This is a genomic window from Ruminococcus sp. 1001136sp1, from assembly GCF_039841815.1.
GTDB lineage: Bacteria > Bacillota > Clostridia > Lachnospirales > Lachnospiraceae > Blautia_A > Blautia_A faecis.
Genome location: NZ_JBDPGY010000027.1, coordinates 13650 through 35364, shown reverse-complemented (window position 1 = coordinate 35364; position 21715 = coordinate 13650). Strand labels below are relative to the sequence as shown.

Below are 21715 nucleotides of genomic sequence, written 5' to 3'. Positions count from 1 at the left end.
TTTAAAAGCCTGTTTTTCATAAAGCTTTTGGCATACCCCCATTAAATAGTAACTGTGGCTGCCATAGCCTTTGATCATTCGAATCAGCTGTATTTGGAAAAATATTTTCCATACAGCTGATTTTTTGTTCTAATTTTTCTGATTTTCCATATATTATCTGAGGGTGAAAAAATCGTTACTATTTACTGGTAACAAAAAAATCATCCACCTTTTCCCATATATTAAAGAGAGGAAATGCCATGAAAAGAAAGACCGGGAAACACTTACTCCTTCTTCTTTTTCTTTTGCCGCTGCTTATCTTGCTTCAGAATTTTATTCAGCAAAGAAGCCAGGCCTCCCTGTTAAAACCGGACACCTGTTTTACAGAAAGCTTCCGGGAACAGGCTTTGTCGTCTGCGCTATATGCAGAGTTAGAAGAAAGAGTACATTCGGATGGAGAATTTGCCGATCTTCTTACAACAACTATGCTGAATGGAAAATTTTTTCCAAAATATCTTTCCGGGAACAGGGAAGCATATCTCCGCTTCAAGCCCAAAGCCTATTATGACCTGAGAAGCTGTTATCTGGCTGTCTGGAAAGACCTGGAAAATTTTCCCATTCCAATCAGAAACGATAGAGAAATATGGCAAGAGATTTTTTATGAAAACACCTTTGGCGCTGCCCGAAGCTATGGTGGAAGCCGGACGCACGAAGGCTGCGATCTCTTTGGCAGGGTTTCTCAATCCGGATTTTATCCTGTGATTTCCATGACTGATGGCAAAATAGAAAAAATCGGATGGCTTCCTCTTGGCGGATACCGGATCGGAATCCGTTCTTCTCATGGAGGGTATTTTTATTATGCCCATCTTGCATCCTATGAAAAATATTTTCAGACAGGTGAAGCAGTGGAAGCGGGGCAGATTCTTGGATTCATGGGAGATACCGGATACGGAGAAGAAGGAATGTCCGGAAAATTTCCGGTTCATCTTCATCTGGGAATCTACATAAATCCACAGGGAAAAGAGGAACTGAGTGTAAACCCTTACTATGTCTTACAGGCAATGGAGAAAAAAGTAAAAAAATACACTTATTGATAACAAATTTTTTGAAATATATGCTATAATGATTAAACATATGGGCAGACACACTTAAATTTAACTGCAGAATATTTTTCATAATACAATGCCCATATTCTGTAAGGAGCGATTTATATGGAAATACAGTTATGGAGAAGCATTTTATGCCCCTACGAACTGGCAGTCAGGGAACTGATTGTCAAATTTGAACACATTATCAGCGAACATCGAGAAAATGATCTGTATTCCCCTATTGAGCAGGTAAGCGGACGAGTGAAAAGTGTATCCAGCATTCTGGAGAAAATGCAGCGCAAGCATATTCCTATGGAACGCATGGAGGAAGAAGTAGAAGACATTGCTGGAATCCGTATTATCTGTCAGTTTGAGGAAGATATTGAGACAGTAGCATCCCTGATCCAAAACCGGTCAGATATGACCATTAAGAGTGAGAAGAATTATCTGAAGCATGTGAAACAGAGTGGTTACAGAAGTCTCCATCTGATCATTTATTATACAGTAGAAACATTAAATGGTCCCCGGAAGCTGCAGGCGGAAATTCAGATCCGCACCATGGCTATGGACTTCTGGGCAACGATCGAACATTCCCTTCAGTACAAATATAAAGGGGACATGCCACCGCATGTGGCAGAGCGTCTGACGAATGCCGCGGATGCTATTATTTTGCTGGATCAGGAAATGTCTTCTGTGCGCGATGAAATCATGGATGCCCAGAATTCTTCCCAGATGCAGTCCAATCTTGTAAAAGATATTCTCAATAATATAGAAAATCTTTACCGCGTATCCAGCGAACGGGAGATTACCAAAATTCAGACAGAATTCCTTCGTGTTTTCCATACCAAGGATTTGAAACAGCTGGAGCGTTTTCACAGACAGCTTGATATTATCGCGGAAGGTTACCGCGCCCAGGCTGTTTACCATAATATCGGACATCAGCCAGGCAAGAGCTGTATTTCATAAATCTGTCCGAAAATACGTTACTGTTCATTTTGTTCACACCATTCTTGGAACACGCCTTACAGAATGAGCAGTGCATAGGAGAAAAATATAGATGTCACAATTTTTACCAGTTACAAAAAAAGACATGGAGGACAGAGGCTGGGATCAGGTGGATTTTGTCTACGTGACAGGAGATGCTTACGTAGATCATTCCTCTTTCGGTACTGCTATTATCAGCCGCCTTCTGGAGAGCCGGGGCTATAAAGTGGGAATTATCCCACAGCCCGACTGGCGCAGGAAGGAGAGTATTGCCATATTTGGAGAGCCTCGCCTTGGCTTCCTTGTAAGTGCCGGCAATATGGATTCCATGGTAAATCATTATACCGTTGCAAAAAAGCACCGCCAGAAGGATTCTTATTCTCCTGGCGGTAAAATGGGTTTGAGGCCGGACCGTGCTGTTATTGTATACAGTAATCTGATTCGTCAGACTTTTAAGAAAACTCCTGTAATTCTTGGTGGAATCGAGGCAAGCCTCAGACGTATGGCACATTACGATTACTGGGAAAATAAGGTGAAGCACAGTATCCTCATAGATTCCGGCGCAGACCTGATTTCTTACGGAATGGGAGAGCATTCTATTATTGAGATTGCAGAGGCTCTTGACAGCGGAATCCCTGTCAGCGAAATTACCTATGTGGCAGGAACCGTCTATAAATGCAGGGATCTGTCCCGCACTTACGAGCCGATCATACTTCCTTCTTTTGATGAAGTACAGGCGGATAAGCTGGCTTATGCCAGAAGCTTTGCCATCCAGTATCAGAATACAGATCCTTTTACAGCAGGAACCATGGCCGAATCCTACGGAACAAAGGGCTATGTAATCCAGAATCCACCTGCATTACCTCTTACACAGGAGGAGATGGACGATGTATATGATCTTCCTTATGTGGGAAATTATCATCCCATGTATGAGAAAGACGGCGGAATTCCTGCATTAGAGGAAATTAAATTCAGCCTTACCAGCAACAGGGGTTGTTTCGGAAGCTGCAGCTTCTGTGCATTAACTTTTCATCAGGGAAGAATCCTGCAAACCAGAAGTCATGAATCAATTCTGAAAGAAGCGGTCCACATGACCGAGGAGAAAGATTTCAAGGGATATATCCACGATGTAGGCGGACCTACGGCAGACTTTCGCCAGCCTTCCTGCCAGAAACAGCTGACCAGAGGCGTTTGCAAGAACCGTCATTGTCTGTTTCCTGAGCCATGTAAGAATCTGACCGCGGATCACAAAGATTACGTTTCTCTTCTTCGTAAGCTCCGGGATCTTCCAAAAGTAAAAAAAGTATTTGTCCGTTCCGGTGTGCGTTTCGATTATGTGTTGGCAGACCCGGACAAAACTTTTCTTAATGAACTTGCCAAATATCATGTAAGCGGACAGCTTCGTGTAGCTCCTGAGCATGTTTCCAATCAGGTGCTGAAATATATGGGCAAGCCGTCACACGAAGTGTATGAGAAATTTTTGAAGGAATTTGACAAGGCAAATAAGAAGGCTGGCTTACAGCAGTTTGCCGTGCCATATTTTATGTCCTCCCATCCGGGATGTACCATGAAAGAGGCGGTGAAACTGGCAGAATATGTCCGTGATCTTGGCTTTACTCCGGAGCAGGTGCAGGACTTTTACCCAACACCTTCTACACTGTCTACCTGTATGTATTACACGGGAATCCATCCTCTTACAGGCGAAAAGGTTTATGTGCCGAAGAGTGCCCATGAAAAAGCCATTCAACGTGCGCTTATGCAATATAAGAATCCGGTCAACAGAGAACTGGTTCTCGAAGGATTGAAAATTGCAGGGCGTATGGATCTGGTTGGGTATGGGGAAAAATGTCTGATCCGGCCTGTCAGAAAAGAGCATGGCGACAACAAATATACAGAGAATGCCGGGCGTAACAGAGGATCAAAGCATGGTCCGGCACCAAAGAAAACCATCCGCAATCATCACACAAGAAAAAAGCAGAAATAGGAGTGTTTTCATGAAACTAATGCAGACAAACAAAGGAGAATTCGGATATCTGAAGCGTGAACGAAAGCGCAGGATCATAATTGCTGCCATTATGCTTGGTGTCCCCGTTTTTATTTTTATCAGTATGTGGATCTACCTAGGTACCAGAAATTCTATCTGGACGATCATTGCTCTGGTAGGATCTCTTCCAGGCTGTAAGGCTGTGGTAGATGTGATCATGGTCTATCTGGCAAAGCCTGTAGATCCGGTCCTGTACAAGAAGATCCATGCGCATCAGGGTGATCTTGTAATGGCGTACGAGATGTATATGACTTTCTATGAAAAAAAATGCACCATAGATGCCATTGCCGTGTGCGGAAATACCGTAGTCGGTTATACCAGTGATCCGAAAGCAGATACAAATTTTATGGCTGCAGAAGCCCAGAAACTGGTTCGCAAAAACGGCTATAAAGTAGATGTAAAAATTCTTGGAGAGCTTCGTCCTTTCCTGGAACGTCTTGATTCTATGAACGAACACAAGGAATCCTTAGAAGAAGGGCTTCGCTTTACACCAGATCCAAGATATCCTGATTTTACCAGAGATGAAATGGTGAAGCATGTGATCCTGAATTTGTGTATCTAAGAGGATATCCAACATGAAAGAATTTATTATTAATGAAAATGAAGCGGGACAGCGCTTTGACAAATATTTAGGAAAGCTTCTCCGTGAAGCTCCAAAAAGCTTTTTTTACAAAATGCTCCGCAAGAAAAATATTACCTTAAACGGCGGTAGGGCCACTGGAAATGAGAAGCTTTCCACTGGTGACCACGTAAAGCTTTTCCTTTCGGATGAGACTTTCGGGAAATTTGCAGGAGTACAGGAAACGGTAGCAAGAGCTCATCAGAAGCTTGATATTGTATACGAAGACGACAATATCCTTCTGATTAACAAACCTGTTGGAATGCTTTCCCAGCCTGCAGATGATAAGGAACCATCACTGGTAGAATATCTGACGGGGTATCTTCTGGAAAGCGGAGCGGTTACGGAAGCGTCTTTACATACCTTCCGCCCATCTGTCTGCAATCGTCTGGACCGTAATACCAGCGGACTTGTGGCTGCAGGGAAGTCCCTGGCAGGACTTCAGGAGCTTTCTTCATTGTTTCATGATCGAAGCCTTCACAAATTTTACCGCTGCCTGGTAAATGGTGTTATAAAAAATGAAAAATATATCAAAGGATATTTGCATAAAGACGAAAAATGTAATAAAGTAACAGTACAGGAAACGGAAACATCCGGAGCACTTCCCATTGAGACCAGATACCGTCCCCTTGAAGATAACGGAACCGTTACCCTTCTTGAGGTGGAGCTGATCACCGGACGCACACATCAGATCAGGGCACACCTTGCAGGAACTGGTCATCCCCTTATTGGAGATTACAAGTACGGCAGGCGTACCTTAAACGATGAATACTGCAGAAAGTATGGTCTGAAATCGCAACTGCTTCACGCATACAGGTTGGAAATTCCGGAAATTGAAGGGCGTCTTTCCTATCTGTCTGGCAAAGAGTTCACGGCTCCTTTGCCTTATCTGTTTCAAAAAATCCTGAAAGAGGAACACGTAGAGGAGAATAAATAATATGAAAATCTGGCATGAAGTATGGGACTATATAAAAATGATCATCATTGTAGTTGCTATAGTCCTGGTTATCAACAATGTAGTACTGATCAACGCAAAAATCCCTTCTCCATCCATGGAGAAGACTATTATGACCGGCGACCGTATCTTTGGATTCCGTCTTGCATATGGTATCAATCTGGATCTGTTTGGACATGAGATTTCCAAAAAAGTCAAGGATCCCGAGCGCTTTGACATTGTAATTTTCAAGTATCCGGATGATGAAAGCCAGCTTTTCATCAAACGTGTGATCGGACTTCCGGGAGAGACTGTTGAGATCAAAGACGGAAAGGTATACATCGACGGTTCTGAGACTGCTCTTGATGATTCCTTTATTCCAGAGAAAATGCAAGGAAGCTTCGGTCCATATACCGTTCCGGACAATTGCTATTTTATGCTGGGTGATAACCGAAATGATTCTAAGGATTCCCGCTTCTGGAAGAACACATTCGTCCGCTTTGACCAGATTGTAGGGAAAGCAGTTGTAAGATATTATCCATCCATCAAGCTTCTTGGCTACGAGGAACCGTAAGAATGGCGACATGGAACAGCAGAGGGCTCCGGGGTTCTACCCTGGAGGACCTTGTAAACCGAACAAACGATCAGTACAGGGAGAAGGGACTTGCTCTGATACAGAAGATTCCCACTCCCATCACTCCGGTACGCATGGACAAAGAGAACCGTCACATTACTCTGGCATACTTTGACCAGCGAAGTACTGTTGACTATATAGGTGCAGTACAGGGAATTCCTGTCTGCTTTGATGCAAAGGAATGCAGCGCCCAGACGTTTCCTCTGGCAAATATTCATCCTCACCAGGTGAAATTTATGGAGGACTTTGAAAAACAGAATGGCGTGGCATTTTTTCTTATATTTTTCAGTCAGCTGAATCTATTTTATTATCTGCCTTTTCAGGAACTTTTGGTATACTGGAGACGGATGGAAGAGGGCGGACGGAAAAGCTTCCGCAGGGAGGAATTGGATGAGAAGTATTACCTGCCGAAAAAAAGCGGATTTCTGGTTCCTTATTTAGAGGGATTAAAATTGGATCTGAAAACACGCGTGTTGCCATAACACACGCAACGTTACTGTTCACTCCGTTTACAGTAACACGCTTCGCGATGCACAGAAATCATGCTTTGCATGATTTCGCGCCGCAACTCTCGGGTTTTCTGTGAACTTTGTTCACAAAAAACATCTCGCGGAATGTTACCAGTGAACAGTAACCACGCAACACTTCGTCTTGACAATCTTGGAATATTCCACTATAATCAACATTGATTTTGCATTATCGTAGTAGCGTGATAAAGCGTTATGTAATTAACAAGCAAGAAACAACATGGAGGAAACATGATATGCAGAGAATTTTTCATACGCCGGAGGGTGTACGGGATATTTACAGTCAGGAATGCAGCCGAAAGCAAAAACTTCAGGAAAAGCTTCACCGTGTATTCCATCAGTATGGCTTTGAAGATATAGAAACTCCCACATTTGAATATTTTGAAGTGTTTAGTAAAGAAGTGGGAACCATTCCCTCCAGGGAGCTTTATAAATTTTTTGACAGAGAAGGCAATACCCTTGTTCTTCGACCTGACTTTACACCGTCTGTTTCCAGAGCCTGTGCCACCTATTTTAACCCTGAAAAAGAAGTAGTAAGTCTGTGTTATACAGGCAACACTTTTATCAATAATTCCAGCTTTCGCGGAAGATTGAAAGAGACAACCCAGATGGGCGTTGAACGTATGGGCGATGATTCACCGGAAGCAGATGCAGAGATTCTGGCTATGACAGTAGAGTGTCTGCTTGCGACAGGACTTACCGAATTTCAGGTAAGCGTTGGGCAGGTTGACTATTATAAAGCGATTTTTGCCCAGACAGGCTTGAGCCAGGAAGAGGAAGAAGAGCTTCGGGAGCTGATTTCCCAGAAAAATTACTTCGGTGTGGAAGAGCTTGTAAAGAATAAGAACATGGATAAATCCCTTGCAAGAGTTCTTTCCCAGCTTCCTCAGATGTTCGGATCGACAGAAGTTCTGGAAAAAGCAAAATCCCTTACGGACAATCCACAGGCATTAAAGGCGGTTGCGCGTTTGGAAGAAATCTATGAGCTTCTGAAGGTTTACGGCTATGAGAAATATGTAACTTTTGATTTTGCAATGTTAAGCAAATATCATTACTATACCGGAATCATTTTTCAGGCTTATACCTATGGTACAGGAGAAGCGCTGATCAAGGGCGGACGTTACAACCAGCTGATGAAACATTTCGGCAAGCCTGCTGCATCCATCGGGTTTGCCATTGTAGTAGATAACCTTCTGATGGCTCTTTCCAGACAGAAAATCGAAATGGAGGAAGAGGAGGGCGTTACGGTTATCACTTACCGCAAAGAAAACCGTATCCAGGCAATCCAGAAGGCCAAAGAGCTTCGCGCCCAGGGCAGAAATGTAGCCCTTCGCCCAGAGAAAGTAACTAAGGTTTGTGAGGTGGAATTATGAGATATCTGACTTTTGCCCTTACCAAGGGAAGACTTGCAGACAAAACCCTTGCCATGCTTGAGAAAATCGGGATCACCTGCGAAGAGATGAAAGATAAGGATTCCCGTAAACTGATTTTTGTAAATGAAGAATTAAAGCTTCGTTTTTTCCTTGCCAAAGGACCAGATGTACCTACATATGTAGAATATGGCGCAGCTGACATCGGAATTGTCGGAAAGGATACAATCCTGGAAGAAGGCCGTAAGCTTTACGAGGTAATGGATCTTGGATTTGGAGCCTGCCGCATGTGTGTTTGCGGACCTGAAAGTGCCAAACCCCTTCTGAATTCAAACCAGCTGATTCGTGTGGCAACCAAATATCCAAACATTGCCAAAGATTATTTCTATAATAAGAAACATCAGACTGTGGAAATCATTAAGCTGAATGGTTCTATTGAGCTTGCCCCTATTGTAGGTCTTTCTGAAGTGATCGTGGATATCGTTGAGACCGGAAGCACACTTCGTGAAAATGGACTGAAGGTGTTAGAAGAAGTTTGCCCTCTTTCAGCAAGAATGGTTGTGAATCAGGTAAGCATGAAAATGGAAAATGAAAGAATCAGTAAGCTGATTGAAGATTTACGAAAGGTAATCTGAAATTACTGTTTTTTCTGGAATAAAATAAAATTGGAAGGATCGATCACAATGCGTACAGTAAGATTAACAAAAGAATCTACCAAAGATATCCTGGAAAATCTTTTAAAACGGAGCCCTAATAATTACGGCAAGTTCGAAGCTGCAGTAGCAGATATTCTTGCAAATGTAAAAGAAAAAGGGGATGAAGCTCTTTTTTCTTACACAAAAGAATTTGATAAAGTAGAGGTTACTCCGGAAACCATACGTGTAACCGAAGAGGAAATCGAAGAAGCCTATAAAGCAGTTGATGCTTCCTTACTGGAAGTTATCCGCAAGGCACTTGTAAACATCCGCAGCTACCATGAGAAACAGCGTCAGAACAGCTGGTTTACCAGTACCGAAAAAGGCACCATGCTTGGTCAGAAAGTAACACCATTAAATCGTGTAGGTGTTTATGTTCCAGGCGGAAAAGCAGTTTATCCTTCTTCTGTATTAATGAATATTGTGCCGGCAAAAGTGGCAGGAGTACCTCACATCGTTATGACCACACCTCCTGGAAAAGACGGTAAAGTAAATCCCTCCACTCTGGTTGCTGCCAAAGAAGCAGGCGCTGATGAGATCTACAAAGTTGGTGGTGCACAGGCAGTCGGAGCACTTGCTTATGGTACTGCAAGCATCCCAAAGGTAGACAAGATCGTAGGACCTGGCAACATTTTTGTAGCCCTTGCAAAAAAAGCTGTTTATGGACATGTGAGCATTGATTCCATTGCTGGTCCAAGTGAGATCCTTGTCCTTGCAGATGAAACTGCAAATGCACACTATGTAGCTGCAGACCTTCTTTCCCAGGCAGAACACGATGAGATGGCTTCTGCAATCCTTATTACTACCAGTACAGAACTGGCACAGAATGTAGAGAAAGAGATTGAAGGTTATCTGAAGGTTCTTTCCAGAAAAGAGATCATTGAGAAATCTCTGGAAAATTTTGGATATATCCTTGTTGCAGAAGATATGGATGAAGCGATTGAAGCAGCGAATGAGATTGCATCTGAACACATGGAAATTGTCACCAAAAACGCCTTTGAGGTAATGATGAAGGTGCGAAATGCAGGCGCTATTTTCATTGGAGAGTACAGTTCTGAGCCTCTTGGTGATTACTTTGCCGGACCAAACCACGTTCTTCCTACCAACGGAACAGCCAAGTTCTTCTCTGCACTTTCCGTCGACGATTTTATTAAGAAATCCAGTATTGTATATTATTCCAGGTCTGCATTACAGGAAATCCACAAGGACATCATCCAGTTTGCATCCTCAGAGCAGCTAACTGCACACGCCAACTCCATTGCAGTCCGCTTTGAAGAGGAAGATAAAAAGGAGCAGTCATGACAAGAGAAGCTACTGTTGAACGAAATACAAAGGAAACTAAAATTGCCATAAAGCTGAATCTGGACGGAACCGGAAAAAGCAGTCTGGATACAGGTGTGGGATTTTTCGATCACATGTTAGATGGCTTTACCCGCCACGGACTTTTTGATCTGGATATAAAGGTAAAGGGTGATCTTCAGGTTGACGATCATCATACCATTGAAGATACGGGAATTGTTCTTGGCACAGCTATTAAAGAAGCGGTTGGAGACAAGAAAGGAATCAGGCGTTACGGAAGCTGCATCCTTCCAATGGATGAGTGTCTTGTGCTTTGCGCCATTGATCTCGGGGGACGCCCGTATCTTTCCTTCGAAGGTACGTTTACCAGTGAAAAAATTGGAGATATGTCCACAGAAATGATGAAGGAATTCTTTTACGCCATTTCTTATACGGCAGCCATGAATCTTCACATTAAGGTTCTAACACCGGGAAATAATCACCATATGGCAGAAGCCATGTTCAAAAGCTTTGCAAAGGCGCTGGATATGGCGGTAGCTTATGATCCTCGTATTACAGATGTGCTTTCTACGAAGGGAAGTCTTTAAAGGCAGAACAAACAGAATTACAATTAAGACGATATGATATATGCCACTTGTTTTCATTTTTTTCGAATTGAGCATGAAAGCAGGTGGCATAATTGCAGAAGAATTTTTCATAAAGGAGTATTAAAAATATGGAACAGAACCAATTAAAGTCCAAAATGTCCTGGTCAGATTTCAAATTAAACAGTGACGGCATGGTTCCGGTTATTGTGCAGGATTACAAAACAGACGAAGTTCTTATGCTTGCGTACATGAACGAGAAAGCATACCTTACCACTCTGAAGCTGGGAAAAATGACTTACTGGAGCCGCAGCCGCAACGAGCTCTGGACCAAAGGACTAACCTCCGGTCATGTTCAGTATGTGAAATCATTGACTATAGACTGTGATAATGATACAATTCTGGCAAAAGTAGAGCAGGTAGGGGCTGCATGCCATACCGGAAACCGGACATGCTTTTTTACCCCATTGCTCTAAAGCCTGTTTGAAAAATCATTCCTGCAATCTGCACGCCCCACTTTGCGATATATTTTGCAGAAAGCCTTTTTCAAACACGCTCTAAAAAAGACTGCAAAAGGTAAAATTATTACATGAAAAAACAAGTGAAAAACGGTGTGATCAAAGTTCTGATCCTGGTTCTGATTCTGGCAGGTGCGTATGGGCTGTGGTGTCATTTTCTTACAGATAATGTAATCTGGAAGAAGCTTAAAATAAACGGCATAGCCATTCAGGGAATGACCAAAGAGGAAGCCATTGACGCAATTTCAAAAGATTTTCAGGAAAAATATGAGAACACACAGATGACCATTACCCTGAATGGAAAGAACTTTAAGGTATCCATCTATCCTGTTCTCGGTCTTGATGTAAAATCAATTGTAGAAAGTGCCTATGCTCTTGGACATGGTGCCTGGTTTACTCATGGAACTGACCGCATCGAACTGATGAACAGCAAGACAAAGGAAGAAGTCACCCTTATGCCAGAAGCCCGAAACAAAGACGAACTGGACAAGCTTCTGGAGGATGCTGGAATTTCAAAGGGATCCACCACTATACAGACTTCCTGTGAACTTACAGATACAGAGCTGGTTATCACTAAGGGAAAAACCGGAATCGGTCCGGATATGGATGCATTGAAAGAAGCGATTCTAAAAGCAATTTCCATAGAAGATTATGAAGCTGTTATCGAATGTCCTACTATGAAGACACCGCCAGAGGAACTGGATCTGGAAGCCTATTATGAAAAAGTACATACAGATGCCACAGATGCTTCTCTGGGGGAAAATAATGAAATTATTCCAGCAGTTACCGGAATTTCATTTGATGTGAAGTCAGCTGCAAAGAAGCTGGAAAAAGCAAAAGAAGGGGCAAAGATTACCATCCCCCTTGAAATAACCCTACCCGAAGTTTCTACAGAAGAGATAGAAGCCCTTCCTTATCTGAATCTTCTTGGTACTTATACTACATATGGCGGCGGTACCGAAAACCGTGTTGCCAATTTGAAGCTTGCCGTGGAAGCCTGTGATGGAGTGGAACTTCAGCCAGGACAGATTTTTTCCTACAACGATACTTTAGGTCCACGTACTGAGGAACGAGGGTACAGGGAAGCAACTGTAATTGTAGGAGGCGAACATGCCCAGGATATCGGAGGCGGAATCTGCCAGATTTCCACTACGTTGTTTATGGCATGCCTGCAGTCTGATCTGACCATTGTTGAGCGTCATAATCACGCTGCCCGAATTGATTATGTTGAGGATGGTCTGGACGCAGCAGTGGTGTGGGGAGGTCAGGATTTCCGTTTTCAGAATAATACTGCTTATCCAATTAAAATTGAAGCCTCTTACGATGAAAAAGAGGAAGCCGTAACGGTATCCATTTACGGAACCCAAACTGACAATAATACGGTAGAGATTACTACAGAGCATTCCGATCCAAACACCTGTAAAACCTACCGCAGTGTTTACGATGAGAATGGAACACTTCTCCGCACAGATGAAGTCGGGTACAGTAAATACAAGCAATAACCCTATAAATCTATTGATTTCGACATAACGGTCTGCTATAATGAGGTGAATTGAATAAATCCGTTTTCAGTGCCAGACATATCTGTCTGCTACAGCGTGCAGATTGTGAGAATATTTTTTCAACACGCTCTAAGAGGGAATCAGGTGAAAGTCCTGAACGATCCGGTCACTGTAACCAGGGAGTAGAATCCAGTGAAACCATTGGTATATTGCTGAGAAGGATGGATTCTGTGTTGATCTGTAAGTCAGGAAACCTGCTGAATTCGTTTAATGAAAGCTTCCGAAGAAAGTACTTCATTCTCATTAATATATTTGATAATACAATATATTGAATTTTTAGTGCCTGTTTTCTCAGAGGAAGCAGGCATTTTTTTGAAATAATCCTGTCAGGATTGCCCATTGTACAAACAGGCTCCAGAAGCAATTGGGATTTATTCAAATTATAAAATAATAGGAAGAATCGAGGAAAAAGAAATGAAAAGAAATTCAAAACGCTTTCTTGCACTGTTCCTTTCCGTCGCGATGACGGTCACTCCTGCTGTACTTACACAGGCAGAAAATGAGGATGCAAACGTACAGGTTTCTGTTACACCAACTCCAGAAACAGAGGCGGAGAAGACTGCTGTTGCTGCTGAGACTCCTGTGCAGGAGAACGCAACAGCTGAGGAAGAAAACACTGACACTACAGTAACTCCGGCAGCAGTGGATGCCTCTGCTGTGAAAGAGACACCTGCTGCTACAGAAACACCTGCCTCTGAGACCACTCCTGAGGTTACTGCATCACCTGCTGAAGAAAGCAAAAATGAGGAAGCAGAAGCTCCACAGCCTACAGCTGCACCAGAAACAACAGAAGAGGGCAAAACCGAAGAGACAGATAAACCAGAAACAAAGCCAGAGGATCTGAACCCAGATGGTTCCAACATGACCATTGACAAGGAAGATAACAGTGCATATAAAATGCTTAAAATCAAAAGCTCTTCTGCTGAATTAAATGGTGATAAAATTAAGATAACCCTCAATACTGACGGAAAGAACTATGAGAAGCTTTATCTTGGTTCTAAAGAAGATCCTGACGAAGCAAAAAATGCAGCAGCAATCGTTGGTACAGAAAATGAAGATGGTTATACTTTCATTTTTGAGGTTCCTGCCAGTGAACAGGTCCAGACTTTCAGCATCGTACCATTTTCTGTAAAAAATCAGAAATGGTACATAAATATGGCTTTGAAACTGAACGTTCCAGGAATGAAAGCCCCGGAACCAACAGCTACTCCAGAGCCAACTGCAGCCCCTGAGCCAACTGCCACTCCACTGCCAACTGCAGCTCCAACCCAGGCACCAGCCCAGAATGAGATTACAGATGCCGGAATCAAGCTTGTAAAAGAAAACGGTGATGAATTTGCAATGTTCGTAATCACCGGTTCCACTGTAAAGGTTTCGGAGGATAAATATATTGTCACACTTTCTACCGCAAAACAGAATTATGACATGATCTATCTTGGCAGTGCCAGTGACTCTGATAAAGAAGCAAATTCCATCAAAGGAGTAGAGAACAGTGCAGGAGGCTATACCTACACCTTTGAAGTTACTGCAAGCAAGGAAGCTCAGACAATCGCAGTCGTTCCTCATTCCAAGAAGAGCCAGAACTGGTACGCAAAGGGTATATTGACGATTACCGTACCGGCGGTTCCAGGATATGGAGAGGCTGCTCCAACACCGGAACCAACTGTTTCCCCAGAGCCTACCGAAGCACCGGTTGAGACTCCTGCACCAACTGAAACTCCAGTGCCAAGCACAACTCCGGAAGCAACCACCACCCCAGAGCCAACAGCAACCCCTGCTCCAGGCAGCTGTGCAAGCGGAATTTATAATATTACAGTAAACTCCAGTTCATCTATGTTCCGTGTAATTGACTGTGTCCTTACTTCCAAAAACGGAAAAATGACAGCTGTTCTTACTTTAAGCGGAACTGGTTACGACTATCTATGTCTGGGAACAAAAGAAGAAGCTACCGCAGCAGATTCCTCCACCTGGGTTCCATATGTGGCAGACGCAAATGGCAAATATACATATGAGATTCCTGTTGAAGCCCTGGACAATGGAATTGCAGTTGCTGCTTTTTCCCACAAAAACCAGATCTGGTATGACAGGATCCTGACTTTCCAGTCCAGCACTTTAAATAAGATAGGTGACGTACAGGATGATCCGCAGCCAGATACTGCTCCTGACACAACAATCACAGCAACTCCTGCACCCACTGCAAAACCAAATAAAAAACCGACAGCAACTCCTACACCAACAGCAACTCCAAAGCCAGACAAGAAACCGGAAGAGGAATCCAAATACGAATCTGACTTAAGCGGCGGAACAGCATCTGTAAACAGTTCTACTACATTAGCAGATGGAACCTATACTCCTGACAGTTTCTCCTGGTCTGGTGGTTCTGGAAAGGTCAGCATTTCCTGTAACAAAGTTACGGTAACAAATGGTCAGGCATATGCGACTATTGTATTCAGCAGTGAATATTACGGTTATGTAAAAGCCAATGGAAATAAATACTACGGTGCATGCGGCGGCGGAACTTCTACTTTCACAATTCCGGTAGCACTGAACCAGAATAATACGATCATTGGTATGACAACCAGAATGTCCCAGGCTCATGAAATCACTTACACCATTTATATCGCTTTAAAGGGTGCAAACGATCCGAAGAAAACAGACAAGGATAACCCGGCAGATGACAACAGCATGCTTTCCACAGGAAACAAGAAGCTGGATGATTCTGCACCAGAGATCACAGGTCTTGAGTATAAAGACGAAACTACTCTTGAGCATGCAAAATACTTTAAGCTTTATCACTACGCAAAGGGTATTACCCTTCTTGAAGTAGATATGACAACAGATACTGCAAGAAAACCGGAAACTGTTGATTCCGGAAAAGAAAATGCAAAAACAGAAGCTGCTGATTCCCAGGAACTTACAGGTACAGAAAAGCTCTACATGGGCAATGTTGTAAAATACCTGATCGTACCTGAGGGTGCTGTTATCCCTGCAGGACTTGATAAAGATGTAATCGTAATCAACCAGCCGGTAGAATCTGCTTATGTGGCTTCCACAGATGCTCTTAACATTTTGGATAAGCTTGATCTTACAGACAAAGTTACTGCTCTTGGAATGGAAAAAGAGGACTGTACGGTAGACAGCCTTACAGCTGCTCTGGAAGATGGTTCCGTAACTTTTGCAGGAAAAGATGAAGATACAGATTACAAAGCTCTTGTAAAGAGTCAGTGCGGTATTTCTATCCTTTCTTCTGATATTCTCCCGACAGAGGAAGCAGACACAGAAGCAAAAGAAAATCTTCTGAAAGATTCCGCAGAGAAATATTCCACTCTGAAAATCCCGTTTATCGTGGACCGTTCTGCAGATGAAAAGGATGACAATGCAAAAGCTGAGTGGGAAAAAGCTTACGAAGCAATTTTTGTAACTGATGAGGAAGAATAAATTACTATTCTTCACCATATGCACAGTAGCAAGAATAATCAGCAGGAGAAAATAAAAATGTATGACAAAAAGCTGAAATATAAAATTTTAAGTATTTTTGCAGCAACAGTTATGACATTTACTGCCATTACTCCGGTATGGGCAGAAGAGGAGAACCTGGAAGCAGATGCTTCCGGGGAGACTTCTTCTGACACATCAGAAAAAAATGCTGCACCTGAAATTGCAGGTCTGACCTATGAATCCGCCATGGATCTGTCTTTTGCAGAATGCTTTGACGTGTATTATTACAATGACGGTTACAAACTTCTGGACATCCATGATGATGCCAGATATCTGATCGTCCCAGAGGGCAAAGAGGCACCTGATGATCTGGATCCTGAAATCCAGATCCTTCAGCAGCCACTTGACACCATCTACATGGCAGCCACTTCCCCGATGGCATTGTTCGATGCAATCGGAAGTGTAGACTCCATCAAGCTGTCAGGTCTTGATGCTTCCGGTTGGTATATCCAGTCAGCAGCTGATGCTATCAATAACGGCGAAATGACCTTTGCGGGAAAATACGATGAACCGGATTACGAGCTTCTGGTAGGTGACGACTGTGATCTTGCAATAGAGTCTACCATGATCCTTCATGCACCGAAGGTACAGGAGATGATCGAAACTCTTGGAATTCCTGTTTTCACCGATCGCTCCAGCTATGAGAGCCAGCCCCTTGGACGTACAGAGTGGATCAAGCTTTATGGCGCAATGATGAACAAAGAAGAGGAGGCAAAGACCTTCTTTGACCAGCAGGCACAGGTTATTGAGAAGCTAAAGGACTTTACAAATACAGAAAAAACAGTTGCATTTTTCTACATCAATACCAGCGGTTCTCCTGTAGTACGTAATCCTAAAGATTATATTTCCAGCATGATCGAGATTGCCGGTGGAAGAAATGCATTCGCAGATCTTCAGGATGACAGTGGAAAAACTTCCGTTGCCATTACCATGGAGGAATTCTATAATACTGCGTCAGATGCAGATTATCTGATCTACAACTCCAGTATTGATGCGTCTGTAAAAAGCATAGACGATCTTCTTGCAAAAGAAAGTCTGATGGCTGATTTTAAAGCCGTAAAAGAGGGAAATGTCTGGGTAACTGATGATTCCATGTACCAGCATACAGATACAATTGGTGAACTGATCACAGATCTGAACCTGATGCTTACCGGCGGAAGTGAAGAGGATATGACTTTTCTTCATAAGCTGAGCTGACAGCAGGTTCTGTTGTAAATGAAACAAAAATGGAGAAAAATAAAATGAGCAATCAATCCGCTGGAACCAGCTTCCACATGGAAAATTTTAAGAGACGATCTCGTTACGCTATGGTTTTCATTCTGCTGATCCTGGCCTTTGGCCTGATCACAGTTTTGAATATCAACACAGGAAATGTTCATATTTCTCTGTCTGAGATCATAGATATCCTGCTGAAAAAAGCCACAGATACAAAAGAATACAGCATCATCTGGAAAATCCGTCTTCCCAGGATCCTGATGGCTGCCATTCTTGGAGGTGCCTTATCCCTATCTGGTTTTCTTCTCCAGACCTTTTTTGAAAATCCCATTGCAGGACCTTTTGTTCTGGGAATTTCTTCCGGTGCGAAAATGGTAGTAGCTCTTACCATGATTTATTATCTTGGCAGAGCCGTAAACGTAACTTCTTACACTCTGATCATTGCAGCTTTTATTGGTTCCCTGATTTCCATAGGTTTTATTCTTCTGATTTCAAAAAGGATCAAGCACATGGCCACCCTTCTGGTTGCCGGAATCATGATTGGCTATATCTGTTCTGCAGTAACTGATTTTGTGGTAACTTTTGCAGATGATTCCGATATTGTAAATCTTCACGGATGGTCACAGGGAAGCTTCTCCGGTATGAGCTGGAGTAACGTTTACATTTCCTGTGTGGTGGTAGGAATTACCCTGGCCCTGACCTTCCTGCTGTCAAAGCCCATCGGTGCTTATCAGCTGGGAGAAGCTTATGCACAAAGCATGGGCGTAAATATCAAATTCTTCCGTGTTGCATTGATTTTGCTTTCCAGTATTTTATCAGCAACTGTAACTGCTTTTGCAGGACCGATTTCTTTCGTTGGAATTGCAGTCCCATTTCTGATGAAAAGAAGCTTCGGCACATCCAGACCACTTATAATCATTCCGGGAACATTCCTGGGCGGTGCAGTTTTCTGTATGATGTGTGACCTGATTGCCAGAATGGCTTTTGCCCCTCTGGAGCTGAATATCAGTACCGTTACCTCCATCTTTGGAGCACCTGTTGTTATTTTCATGATGTTGCGGAAGAAGAGAGGAAACTGAAATGGATAATTACTATTTTCATATGGATAACCTTTCTGTCGGTTATGACAAAAAGGCCTTAATTCATGATATCTGTATTGGAATTAAAAAAGGGGAGATTGTAACCCTCATTGGTCCAAATGGTTCTGGTAAATCTACGATTCTGAAAAGTATCACAAGACAGCTGCAGATCATTGGTGGAAAAGTTTACTTTGATGATCGCAATCTGAATTCTTTTTCCTATAAAGAGCTTTCCACACGCATGGCAGTAGTTCTTACGGAACGAATGCGTCCGGAGCTTATGACCTGTCATGATATTGTGGCAACCGGACGCTACCCTTATACAGGCAGACTCGGTATTCTTTCCAGAGAGGATGAGGAAAAGGTAGAGGAAGCCATGAGAGCGGTGCATGCGGAATCGCTTGGTAGTCGTGACTTTAACAACATCAGCGATGGCCAGCGTCAGAGAGTGCTTCTTGCCCGTGCGATCTGCCAGGAACCGGATATTATTATTCTGGATGAGCCAACCTCTTTCCTTGATATCAAACATAAGCTGGATCTTTTATCCATTCTTCGGGATATGGCAAAAAAGAAGCAGATCACAGTTATCATGTCTCTTCACGAAATCGATCTGGCACAGAAAATTGCAGATAAGATCATCTGCGTAAAGGGAGATACTATTTCTCATTTTGGAAAGCCGGAAGATATTTTTGAAGAGAACATGATCAAGGAGCTGTATGAGATCAACAATGGATTTTTTGATCCCCTGTTTGGAAGTATTGAGCTTCCGAAACCAGACGGAGAAGCGAAAACTTTCGTAATCTGTGGAAACGGCACTGGTATTCCCATATTCCGTCAGCTACAGAAAGAGCACACACCTTTTATTGCAGGTATTCTTTACACCAATGACGTGGATTACCGCCTGGCAAGACTATTGGCTTCAAAGGTGATCACGGAAGAACCCTTCATGGAAATCTGTGAAGAAGCCTTCCAGAAGGCGCAAAAAGCCATGGAAAGCTGTGAGCGGATAATCTGCACGGCTGTTCCGGTTGGAAGCTGCAATAAGCGGTTAGGAGAGCTTATAGATGCAGCGAAGAAGAGCGGGAAAACAGAGTTTGTATAATTCTGCCTTGCGGGATTCTTTGATTCCGTTTCTTTACAGGACTCATTTTTTACGTTATACTGAGTTCACCGAAAGAAGGAGAGGACTCGTTTTATGAAAAAAAATATATTTACAAAAGACAACCTGATGTTCTTTATCATTCTGAATCTGGGATTGATTTTTACAGCGGTTGGAATTGCCATTTTTAAAACACCCAACCATTTCGCATTTGGTGGTACATCTGGTCTGTCTATTATCCTTTCTACCTTATTTCCGAAGTGGAATGTAGGTGCATTTATGTGGATCGTCAATGCAGCACTTGTTGTACTTGGATTTTTCTTCCTTGGAATCCGCTCCATGGGCTGGACTGTCTATTCCTCTTTTGCCCTGTCTTTCTATGTAAGTGCCTGTGAAGCTATTTATCCCCTTAGTTCGCCACTTACACATGACGTGTTCCTGGAGCTTTGTTTTGCAGTGATCCTTCCTGCAGTGGGAGCTGCTATGGTATTTAATGTCGGTGCCTCCACTGGTGGTACTGATATTGTGGCAATGATTTTGCACAAATATACCAGCCTTGAGATCGGACGTGCCCTTTTGGTCAGTGACCTGGGAATTGTGCTGATCGCTGCTTACCTTTACGGTGCCCAGACCGGACTTTACTGTATTCTTGGAATGATCCTAAAATGCACTGTAGTAGACAGTGCAATTGAGAGTCTGAACCTGAGAAAGGTATGTACGATCATTAGTAAATATCCGGAGCAGGTAGAAGAGTTCATCATCAATGACCTGCATCGTTCTGCCACAGAGCAGAAGGCCTTTGGCATCTATACCAAGAAGGAGCAGAAGGTAATGATGACTGTGCTTACCCGAAGCGAGACCAACCGTCTTCGTATTCATTTAAGACAGATTGATCCTCATGCATTTATTACCATCGTAAACAGCAGCGAAATCATTGGAAAAGGCTTCCGTTCTATCTGATGCCTGCCAGCTAATGCAGAAGACTGATTTTTCCATAACAGAACAGTCTGATGAAGCTTGATTTTAAAACCAGAAAGGAATACAGGCCATGATTTCCAAAACCATGCGAGCAATTCTCCACACCCTTTCCTACGGCAATATCGAAGTGGAATCCTCCCGCAGACTGGTGGACATTAAGAAGCTGGATGCCATGAATATTTTTCTGAAAAAAATGGATATCCAGATTTTCAACGGGGACTACGAAATCCCTCTGCGGATTTATTTTCCTACTGAAGAAGCCATGACAAACGGGGTGGAAAAAGGTCATACTTTTCCAGTTCTTCTATTTTTTCATGGCGGAGGATGGGTGACAGAAAGTGTGGATACCTATAACCGTGTATGTGCCAGAATGTCTCAGTCTACCGGTCATATTGTAGTATCCGTGGAATACAGGCTTGCTCCTGAATACCGTTTTCCAACGGCTCTGATGGACTGTTATGCAGCGGCGAAAGCACTTTATACCAATAATCTGATCCTGAATACAGATTCCCGAAGAATCACTATTATGGGTGACAGTGCCGGAGGAAATCTTGCAGCCGCAGTTGCTCTTATGGCAAGAGACAAGGGCGACTTTCAGGTATTCCGGCAGATTCTTATTTATCCAGCCTTATATAATACCTATACAGCCGCTTCTCCCTATGCCTCTGTGCAAAAGAACGGCACCGACTACCTGCTTACTGCAGTGAAAATGCAGGATTATCTGAATCTGTATGAGAGCTGTCCGGAGGATCGGGTCAACCCTTATTTTGCACCTCTTCTGGCAAGAGATTTTTCTAATATGCCAGAAACCCTGATTCTCACAGCAGAGTTTGATCCTCTTCGTGATGAAGGCGAAGATTATGGAAAAAAACTGGCAGAGGCTGGTAATTATGTAGAAGTACACCGGATCAAAGATGCACTTCACGGCTTTTTTGCTCTTGGAATCCGCTTTTTCCATGTGCAGGAAAGTTTTTCTTATATGAACGAATTCTTAAAAAGGGAAGTGTGA

19 protein-coding genes and 1 riboswitch are annotated in these 21715 nt (G+C 43.0%); all 19 genes read left to right on the top strand.

Features of this window, described 5'->3' with window-relative positions:
* The first annotated feature begins 239 nt into the window (after nt 1–239).
* A complete protein-coding gene (locus ABHC48_RS18175; RefSeq protein WP_243110476.1) occupies nt 240–1073 on the top strand; it encodes a M23 family metallopeptidase in 834 nt (277 codons plus the stop codon).
* Between the two features lie 117 nt (nt 1074–1190).
* Nucleotides 1191–2033: a GTP pyrophosphokinase family protein gene (locus tag ABHC48_RS18170; protein WP_118583092.1), complete on the top strand. Its 843-nt coding sequence runs from the start codon at nt 1191–1193 to the stop codon at nt 2031–2033.
* A 91-nt stretch (nt 2034–2124) separates the two neighbouring features.
* Nucleotides 2125–4035, top strand: a complete 1911-nt coding sequence (locus tag ABHC48_RS18165) for a YgiQ family radical SAM protein (protein ID WP_177968565.1) — start codon at nt 2125–2127, stop codon at nt 4033–4035.
* 10 nt (nt 4036–4045) lie between these two features.
* On the top strand, nt 4046–4657 hold the full coding sequence (locus ABHC48_RS18160; protein ID WP_173718994.1) for a hypothetical protein: 612 nt from the start codon (nt 4046–4048) through the stop codon (nt 4655–4657).
* A 13-nt stretch (nt 4658–4670) separates the two neighbouring features.
* On the top strand, nt 4671–5651 hold the full coding sequence (locus ABHC48_RS18155) for an RluA family pseudouridine synthase (RefSeq protein ID WP_195700303.1): 981 nt from the start codon (nt 4671–4673) through the stop codon (nt 5649–5651).
* Nucleotide 5652: 1 nt separating this feature from the next.
* Nucleotides 5653–6222 (top strand): signal peptidase I, encoded by a 570-nt coding sequence (gene lepB, locus ABHC48_RS18150; protein WP_173716740.1) that lies wholly within the window; start codon nt 5653–5655, stop codon nt 6220–6222.
* Nucleotides 6223–6224: 2 nt separating this feature from the next.
* Nucleotides 6225–6764 (top strand): Holliday junction resolvase RecU, encoded by a 540-nt coding sequence (locus ABHC48_RS18145; protein WP_195700304.1) that lies wholly within the window; start codon nt 6225–6227, stop codon nt 6762–6764.
* Nucleotides 6765–7045: 281 nt separating this feature from the next.
* A complete protein-coding gene (gene hisZ, locus ABHC48_RS18140) occupies nt 7046–8182 on the top strand; it encodes an ATP phosphoribosyltransferase regulatory subunit (protein WP_195700305.1) in 1137 nt (378 codons plus the stop codon).
* Nucleotides 8179–8814, top strand: coding sequence for an ATP phosphoribosyltransferase (hisG, locus tag ABHC48_RS18135; protein ID WP_148463394.1), 636 nt, complete (start codon nt 8179–8181; stop codon nt 8812–8814). Before hisZ ends, hisG begins: the two co-directional genes overlap by 4 nt.
* A gap of 48 nt (nt 8815–8862) precedes the next feature.
* Nucleotides 8863–10176, top strand: coding sequence for a histidinol dehydrogenase (hisD, locus tag ABHC48_RS18130; RefSeq protein ID WP_195700306.1), 1314 nt, complete (start codon nt 8863–8865; stop codon nt 10174–10176).
* Nucleotides 10173–10760 carry an imidazoleglycerol-phosphate dehydratase HisB gene (gene hisB, locus ABHC48_RS18125; protein WP_195700307.1) on the top strand — a complete coding sequence of 196 codons (588 nt, stop codon included), beginning with the start codon at nt 10173–10175 and terminating at the stop codon, nt 10758–10760. Before hisD ends, hisB begins: the two co-directional genes overlap by 4 nt.
* Nucleotides 10761–10888: 128 nt before the next feature.
* Nucleotides 10889–11233 carry a phosphoribosyl-AMP cyclohydrolase gene (gene hisI, locus ABHC48_RS18120; protein WP_118583473.1) on the top strand — a complete coding sequence of 115 codons (345 nt, stop codon included), beginning with the start codon at nt 10889–10891 and terminating at the stop codon, nt 11231–11233.
* A 113-nt stretch (nt 11234–11346) separates the two neighbouring features.
* Nucleotides 11347–12777: a VanW family protein gene (locus tag ABHC48_RS18115; protein WP_195478328.1), complete on the top strand. Its 1431-nt coding sequence runs from the start codon at nt 11347–11349 to the stop codon at nt 12775–12777.
* Nucleotides 12778–12852: 75 nt separating this feature from the next.
* Nucleotides 12853–13054: riboswitch (cobalamin riboswitch) on the top strand.
* 197 nt (nt 13055–13251) lie between these two features.
* Nucleotides 13252–16275 carry a hypothetical protein gene (locus ABHC48_RS18110; RefSeq protein ID WP_195700308.1) on the top strand — a complete coding sequence of 1008 codons (3024 nt, stop codon included), beginning with the start codon at nt 13252–13254 and terminating at the stop codon, nt 16273–16275.
* Between the two features lie 57 nt (nt 16276–16332).
* Nucleotides 16333–17532, top strand: a complete 1200-nt coding sequence (locus ABHC48_RS18105; protein ID WP_173771931.1) for an ABC transporter substrate-binding protein — start codon at nt 16333–16335, stop codon at nt 17530–17532.
* Between the two features lie 44 nt (nt 17533–17576).
* Nucleotides 17577–18629, top strand: a complete 1053-nt coding sequence (locus tag ABHC48_RS18100) for an iron ABC transporter permease (protein WP_118583481.1) — start codon at nt 17577–17579, stop codon at nt 18627–18629.
* Between the two features lies 1 nt (nt 18630).
* Entirely contained in the window at nt 18631–19731 is a 1101-nt protein-coding gene (locus ABHC48_RS18095; RefSeq protein WP_195700309.1) for an ABC transporter ATP-binding protein, read from the top strand.
* 93 nt (nt 19732–19824) lie between these two features.
* Nucleotides 19825–20688, top strand: coding sequence for a YitT family protein (locus ABHC48_RS18090; RefSeq protein ID WP_118583485.1), 864 nt, complete (start codon nt 19825–19827; stop codon nt 20686–20688).
* Nucleotides 20689–20776: 88 nt separating this feature from the next.
* The gene (locus tag ABHC48_RS18085; protein WP_330674516.1) at nt 20777–21715 is read left to right on the top strand and encodes an alpha/beta hydrolase; all 939 of its coding nucleotides are present in this window, start codon (nt 20777–20779) and stop codon (nt 21713–21715) included.

What these genes read in the sequence shown, in the direction of transcription:
- ABHC48_RS18175 (WP_243110476.1), top strand. Translation starts at nt 240, where the DNA reads ATGAAAAGAAAGACCGGGAAACACTTACTCCTTCTTCTTTTTCTTTTG.
- ABHC48_RS18170 (WP_118583092.1), top strand. Translation starts at nt 1,191, where the DNA reads ATGGAAATACAGTTATGGAGAAGCATTTTATGCCCCTACGAACTGGCA.
- ABHC48_RS18165 (WP_177968565.1), top strand. Translation starts at nt 2,125, where the DNA reads ATGTCACAATTTTTACCAGTTACAAAAAAAGACATGGAGGACAGAGGC.
- ABHC48_RS18160 (WP_173718994.1), top strand. Translation starts at nt 4,046, where the DNA reads ATGAAACTAATGCAGACAAACAAAGGAGAATTCGGATATCTGAAGCGT.
- ABHC48_RS18155 (WP_195700303.1), top strand. Translation starts at nt 4,671, where the DNA reads ATGAAAGAATTTATTATTAATGAAAATGAAGCGGGACAGCGCTTTGAC.
- lepB (WP_173716740.1), top strand. Translation starts at nt 5,653, where the DNA reads ATGAAAATCTGGCATGAAGTATGGGACTATATAAAAATGATCATCATT.
- ABHC48_RS18145 (WP_195700304.1), top strand. Translation starts at nt 6,225, where the DNA reads ATGGCGACATGGAACAGCAGAGGGCTCCGGGGTTCTACCCTGGAGGAC.
- hisZ (WP_195700305.1), top strand. Translation starts at nt 7,046, where the DNA reads ATGCAGAGAATTTTTCATACGCCGGAGGGTGTACGGGATATTTACAGT.
- hisG (WP_148463394.1), top strand. Translation starts at nt 8,179, where the DNA reads ATGAGATATCTGACTTTTGCCCTTACCAAGGGAAGACTTGCAGACAAA.
- hisD (WP_195700306.1), top strand. Translation starts at nt 8,863, where the DNA reads ATGCGTACAGTAAGATTAACAAAAGAATCTACCAAAGATATCCTGGAA.
- hisB (WP_195700307.1), top strand. Translation starts at nt 10,173, where the DNA reads ATGACAAGAGAAGCTACTGTTGAACGAAATACAAAGGAAACTAAAATT.
- hisI (WP_118583473.1), top strand. Translation starts at nt 10,889, where the DNA reads ATGGAACAGAACCAATTAAAGTCCAAAATGTCCTGGTCAGATTTCAAA.
- ABHC48_RS18115 (WP_195478328.1), top strand. Translation starts at nt 11,347, where the DNA reads ATGAAAAAACAAGTGAAAAACGGTGTGATCAAAGTTCTGATCCTGGTT.
- ABHC48_RS18110 (WP_195700308.1), top strand. Translation starts at nt 13,252, where the DNA reads ATGAAAAGAAATTCAAAACGCTTTCTTGCACTGTTCCTTTCCGTCGCG.
- ABHC48_RS18105 (WP_173771931.1), top strand. Translation starts at nt 16,333, where the DNA reads ATGTATGACAAAAAGCTGAAATATAAAATTTTAAGTATTTTTGCAGCA.
- ABHC48_RS18100 (WP_118583481.1), top strand. Translation starts at nt 17,577, where the DNA reads ATGAGCAATCAATCCGCTGGAACCAGCTTCCACATGGAAAATTTTAAG.
- ABHC48_RS18095 (WP_195700309.1), top strand. Translation starts at nt 18,631, where the DNA reads ATGGATAATTACTATTTTCATATGGATAACCTTTCTGTCGGTTATGAC.
- ABHC48_RS18090 (WP_118583485.1), top strand. Translation starts at nt 19,825, where the DNA reads ATGAAAAAAAATATATTTACAAAAGACAACCTGATGTTCTTTATCATT.
- ABHC48_RS18085 (WP_330674516.1), top strand. Translation starts at nt 20,777, where the DNA reads ATGATTTCCAAAACCATGCGAGCAATTCTCCACACCCTTTCCTACGGC.